Annotated in this window: 6 protein-coding genes; 2 read left to right on the top strand and 4 right to left on the bottom strand. The window is 59.9% G+C overall.

The window, feature by feature from the left end:
- Positions 1-94 (top strand): DUF6677 family protein (locus AB4043_RS13620; protein ID WP_442307276.1); only part of this gene is annotated, 94 nt, incomplete at its 5' end.
- Positions 91-267: a hypothetical protein gene (locus AB4043_RS13615; protein WP_442300155.1), complete on the top strand. Its 177-nt coding sequence runs from the start codon at positions 91-93 to the stop codon at positions 265-267. The genes AB4043_RS13620 and AB4043_RS13615, both read left to right, overlap by 4 nt.
- 145 nt (positions 268-412) lie before the next feature.
- Here the strand turns inward: AB4043_RS13615 and AB4043_RS13610 are convergent, their stop codons facing one another.
- The 4 genes from AB4043_RS13610 to AB4043_RS13595 all read right to left on the bottom strand — a co-directional run bounded on the left by AB4043_RS13610 (position 413) and on the right by AB4043_RS13595 (position 5,105).
- Entirely contained in the window at positions 413-1,585 is a 1,173-nt protein-coding gene (locus tag AB4043_RS13610) for a M24 family metallopeptidase (RefSeq protein WP_442300156.1), read from the bottom strand.
- A 177-nt stretch (positions 1,586-1,762) separates the two neighbouring features.
- Positions 1,763-2,308 (bottom strand): DUF2911 domain-containing protein, encoded by a 546-nt coding sequence (locus AB4043_RS13605; protein ID WP_442300157.1) that lies wholly within the window; start codon positions 2,306-2,308, stop codon positions 1,763-1,765.
- A gap of 252 nt (positions 2,309-2,560) precedes the next feature.
- Positions 2,561-3,802 carry an FAD-dependent oxidoreductase gene (locus AB4043_RS13600; RefSeq protein ID WP_442300158.1) on the bottom strand — a complete coding sequence of 414 codons (1,242 nt, stop codon included), beginning with the start codon at positions 3,800-3,802 and terminating at the stop codon, positions 2,561-2,563.
- 97 nt (positions 3,803-3,899) lie between these two features.
- Complete coding sequence (locus AB4043_RS13595; protein WP_442300159.1) at positions 3,900-5,105, bottom strand: cation:proton antiporter domain-containing protein; 1,206 nt, start codon at positions 5,103-5,105, stop codon at positions 3,900-3,902.
- Positions 5,106-5,216: the final 111 nt, after the last annotated feature.

Here is a 5,216-nt window from a genome sequence, read left to right as displayed (position 1 = left end):
CTATGGCACACGTTTCATCGTCGTCGCCGGTCTGCTGAATATCATGGCTGCGGTCGATGCACATTCGCTGGCGAACGGGAGGAAGCCGCTGTGAGCCTCTCCCACTTCTCCGCCGTTCTGCTCTTCTCGCTCTTTACGTCAGTCGTCTTCGGCATTACGCAGCGCAGCGAACCCAAGGCGATGATTCGCTTCGGAACCTACTGCTTTGCGATGTTCGTCGGCGGTGTGATTGTCGCAAGCTGGCTGATGTATTTCATCAAGCACTAAGCCGTATCCAACCACAAAGCCGGTGCCCCATGTCCCCAAGGGACATGGGTATTCGAGCGCAAGCTCGAACTGGGTGGGAGCAGCGGGCTTCAGCCCGCTGCTCCCACCGGTTGTGCTATTTCCCCGATATTTCCAGACTCGGCTGTTAGATCCGAACGAGCTCTTTCTGGATCTTTCCTGTCACCACAGCCTTGCCCGACCGCGTGATCATATTTACTTCGCTGCGGACACCGAATTCGCCCGGATAGTACAGTCCCGGTTCCACGGAGAAGCAGGTCATCGGCAGGATCAGCCTTTCGTCGTGTGTCTCCAGGTTGTCCAGGTGCGCTCCATTGCCATGCAGCTCGATCGCAATGTTGTGTCCCGTCCGATGCGTAAACCACGCTGCCTGCCCGGCATTGCGAATAACGGTACGAGAGGCCTCATCCGCCTCCCATCCGGCAATAGGACGATTTGCAGCAAACGCCTCGTCGACTGTTTTGATCGCCGCATCACGTGCCGCTGTCACCGTTGCAAAGGTCTGCTGCTCGCGCTCGGTCGGCTCGCGGTCTACGACGCCGGTCCAGGTAATGTCGTACCAGACGGCATTTGGGTCACCTGCCATCTTCGACCAGATATCGATCAGGACAAAGTCGCCTTTGCGGATCGCCCGCGAGCTCGATGGCGATGGCTCATAGTGCGAGTCAGCCGCATTGGGACCGACGCTCACATTCGGCCCGTGCTCGGTGATCATGCCGGCCTGCTCGATCTTCTCCTTGAGCCAGCTCACCATGGTGTACTCATCGGTTCCGCCGGAGCGCACACGCTCGCCGATCTGCTTCCATCCCGCGGCAAGAATCTCATCCAGCAGCGCCTGCGCCTTGTAGTGTGAGGCCACCTGCTCCTCGGTCAGGACTGCCTCGAAGCGGCTCACCATGTCCGCGGACGAGACAATCTGCTTGCCCCAGCTCCGTAGCAGCTCCACGGTGCCGGCATCCACCATCGACACATACATGATGGCGTTGCGCGGCGAGTACTGCATGGCGATCCTCGTTGCTCCGACCGTCAGCTGTTCGAGCTTTGCTTCAAGCTCCTGCCAGGAGCTGTACTCTTCCTTTTGACCCGGAAGACTATCCAGCCGCAGAGATTCGATGCGATGCACCAGCTTCTTCGGCTCACCATAAGCGGGAACCAGGTAGTACCAGCGGCGGGTGACATGTAATCCCCCACCTAGACCGAGGATGCGGTACGCGATGGGGTCGCGATAGTGATGGTCATAAAACAGCCATGCATCCGCGCCAATCTCGCGCAGTGCTTCCTGAATTGCCTGAAGGTTCATTGCTCCACTCCGGTTAAAAGACTAAGGCACGCTCATCGAGCGTGCCTTAGTCTTCTGAAAATCTTAGGGCGTTTTCCCTGTTGCTGGGTATCCCGAAAGAATTGTGCAGTGGCGTTTTCATTGCGGAAAACGCCGATAGATGCAGAGGCCCTACATCACACCCACAGGGAAAATGCTCTAGCGAACGATGATCGGCACAGAGACGTCGGTCGTCTCCCACTTGATGTGCATGTCGGTCCGCTTGCCCATGGTGTTCTCAAAGCTGATGCTCATCGTCTCCTGCGGAGAAGGAAGTGTCTTCACGTCCATGTTGACGCGAACCAGATCACGATCGGCATGGTACTCGGTGCCCCACTGGCCGGTCTCCATGCTGATGATCAGTTGCCACGACTTCTCGCCGGGCATGGTGTAGATCGTATAGTTGCCGGCAGCGACCGGCTTTCCGGCGATGGAGATATTGCCGCCGGTTACAACGAACGTCGTCGCTTCATTCGCTCCGGTGCGCCATACTTCTCCATACGGCACCAGGCCACCCATGACCTTGCGGCCGCGCATCGACGGTGTGTGGTAGTCCACATTGATCTTTACAGGCCCTAGAGCAACCTCGGCCTTGGCCGGTGGACTCGCCATCGGACCACTCGGCTGGCCACCACCCATCTGTGCCATCAGTGGGCTACAACAAAGCCCCGCCACCAAACTCAACAACATCGAACGACGATTCATGACAACCTCCGCAACCACTCTACATGGACGAARGGTGTGTCATCCAATTCGGCTGAGCCCATACTCTGGGTGCCCCATTCATCGCAACGCGATGAGTGGGATAGTCGGGGCACATAAATGTATAGGAGCGGTCTCGCTTCGCTCGATACCCCACCCTTCGCGGTAAAGCTGCGAAGAATGGGGCAACGAGGGCATGGGCTATTCGAATTTCGATGACCACCCCTAAGCCCTCTCGAATTTCGATGACCACCCCTAAGCCCTCTTGTTACCGCGCTGCATGGCTTCCATGCGGCTGTAAAGCTCCTGCAGCATATGCACACCAGTCACGGCTTCTTCATGGTTCGGTGTTTCATCAGTCTCGTTCCAACCGGACTCTTCGCCGTTGAGACTGGTCTGCACCACAATGCCGTCGCGACGCGCAACGATATTCACGTTCTTATAGCCGAGACCGTAGTGCACATTCTCCTGCGGAATGAGCCAGGCGATCTGACCACGGACCGGCGTAATCGAGTCGTCGTTCCACAGAGCGCGGCCGCCATAGCCCGGGCAGTTGATGATGGTCTTCTGCGGCAGTGAGGCGAGGTCGGCGGGAGAGTGGAACTCGACCCTCTCAATCTTTCCACCCGCGATCAGAAAGTCGTTCATCAACTGACGCGAGTAGTCGGCAACATTGAACATCAGTGTCGTATTGCGGCGCACATACTTCGTCGGGAAAGGATGCGACCCTGTAGGCAGCAGTTGCGGTGTTGCCGTAATGTCGTGAATGCGTGAGGCATAGCGCGCGAACTCATGACGTCCCGCCTCCTGCGCCTGGCTCTCGCGGCGCTTCTGCCCTTCTTCCGGCGAGAAGTCGCTCAACTGGTAGCTGTCGAAGTATTCGATCGGATTCCCCGGCATTCCGAGATAGCTCTGGTACATCGACCAGCTGGTGCGTGCCATGCGCTCCCACAGATCGCCAAACGCAGGCGCCGCTACATTGCTCAGAGCAACGCGCGAGTCCGGAGTCCAGCTTCCGGTAGCGCGTGCGGAACGCACCTCGGGTGGGCGCTCCTTGGCGTAGATGGTGACACGCGCTCCTGCTCGCTGCGCCGTAATGGCAGAGGTGAGTCCCAGTGCGCCGCAGCCGATGACGGCAATGTCCTTATCGCCGTTGCTCGCCTTCATCGCGTTCTCGACGGCCACCGCCGCCGAGCCCCAACTCAACGACCATCCGCTGCCACCGTGACCGTAGTTATGCGAGACAATCTTGTCGCCGACCTTCTCCACCTCAAGCCGGGGGCCCTGCGCCCGGAAAGGACGCAGGCATACCGTAATGCGGAAGAGGCGGTCTTCATGGGCGCGTATCGGCGCCAGCTCAGGCACGCGGTCATAGAACGGCAGCGCTGGAGCGGTTGCACTGCCTGCCGTTACCGGCCTCTTCGCGCACCCGGCCAGGCCAAGCATGCCGACTCCTGCAAATGCACTCGACTGCTGCAAAAACTCACGCCGTTTCATTCATCAACTCCACGCAAGAAATAGAGACATCCCCAAACGCAATGCCGTGCGCCAACTTCAGTATTAGATTTTCCGGATCGAGGTAGGTCTCCCCCGATTACACCACATTCCGTCGGGTGATTATGTCGAGCAGTGGCCCGGTCATCGCAGTGGTCACCACGGCCATCAACACCAGCAGGGTGAAGACCTGAGCATTGAGAATCCCTTCGCGGTAGCCGGCATTCAGCACGATCAGCTCGACCAGCCCGCGGGTATTCAGCAACACGCCGACCCGCAGCGCCTTCGACCACGGTGTACCTGCAATGCCGGCGCCAAACATCCCTCCCGCGATCTTGCCCAGCACGGCTGCGGCCAGTACCAGCAGCAGATCGCTCCAGCCGCCCGCGTGAAAGAGCTCCGGCCGCATCCGCAGGCCGGTCAGGGCAAAGAATGCGGGCAGAGTCCATGCCGAAACGATCAGGAAGAGCCGTTCCATCGTGCCTGCGACACGTTCTGACGGGACACAGATGCCTGCCAGAAACGCGCCAAAGAACAGGTGAATCCCGAGTGCATTGGTCACCCAGGCGCTGATAGCAGGTAGCAGTACCAGCATCACAGTCCACACCGGACGCCCTAGCGGGACACGTCGCAGCATTGGCCGCACGCCTGCCATCATCACGATGGTGAAGGCCACCAGGAGCCCGAGCCGCACCACAATCTCAACCACGCCACCGCCGTGCAGCACTGCCAGCAATGCTGCCAGAACGCACCATGCAAGAGCATCGTTCAGTGCAGCGCTCAGCAGCGACTGCTGCGCGACCTCCGCATTCACCGGCACGCCCGCGGCTTCGCGGTCGCGCAGAATTCGCGCCAGTACCGGCAGCGCCGTGATGCTCATGGCCACGGCGAGAAAGATGCTGAAGCCCCAGCGAGCGCCTTCGGGCACACCATAGTGCCGCAGAAGGATCGGCGCCACTAATGTTCCAAGAAAGAACGGCAGCAGAATGCTGCCGGCGGTCGTCGTAACCACGCGCCGAACGTGATGCGCCACCTCGCGCAGATCCAGCTCCCCGCCCACCAGGAAAAGAAACGCTACCAGGCCAACGTTGCTGATCAACTCCAGCCCGGACAGCCGCGCCGGAGCAAATAACATCGTGGTTACCGCCGGCATCCAGCGGCCCAGCGCTACCGGCCCCAGCAGAATGCCGCCGGCAATCTCGCCGATCACGCGCGGCTGGCGCAACCGCTGCGCCAATGCTCCGCACAACCAGGTCGCCGTAAGGATCACCGCCAGTTGCAGCGGCAACAGAACGAGCAGAGTCATCGGGACTTCCGCTTCTGTTCGCGGCGCGCACCCACCACAATCGCGGCCTCAGTCAACAGCAGCACCACGCCAACAGGCAGCAGACGCGCCGCCAGCATACCGGCCCAGTTG

Source organism: Terriglobus sp. YAF25 (assembly GCF_052113305.1).
In the GTDB taxonomy this organism is placed as follows: domain Bacteria; phylum Acidobacteriota; class Terriglobia; order Terriglobales; family Acidobacteriaceae; genus Terriglobus.
This window is presented reverse-complemented; position numbering and strand designations above follow the sequence as displayed.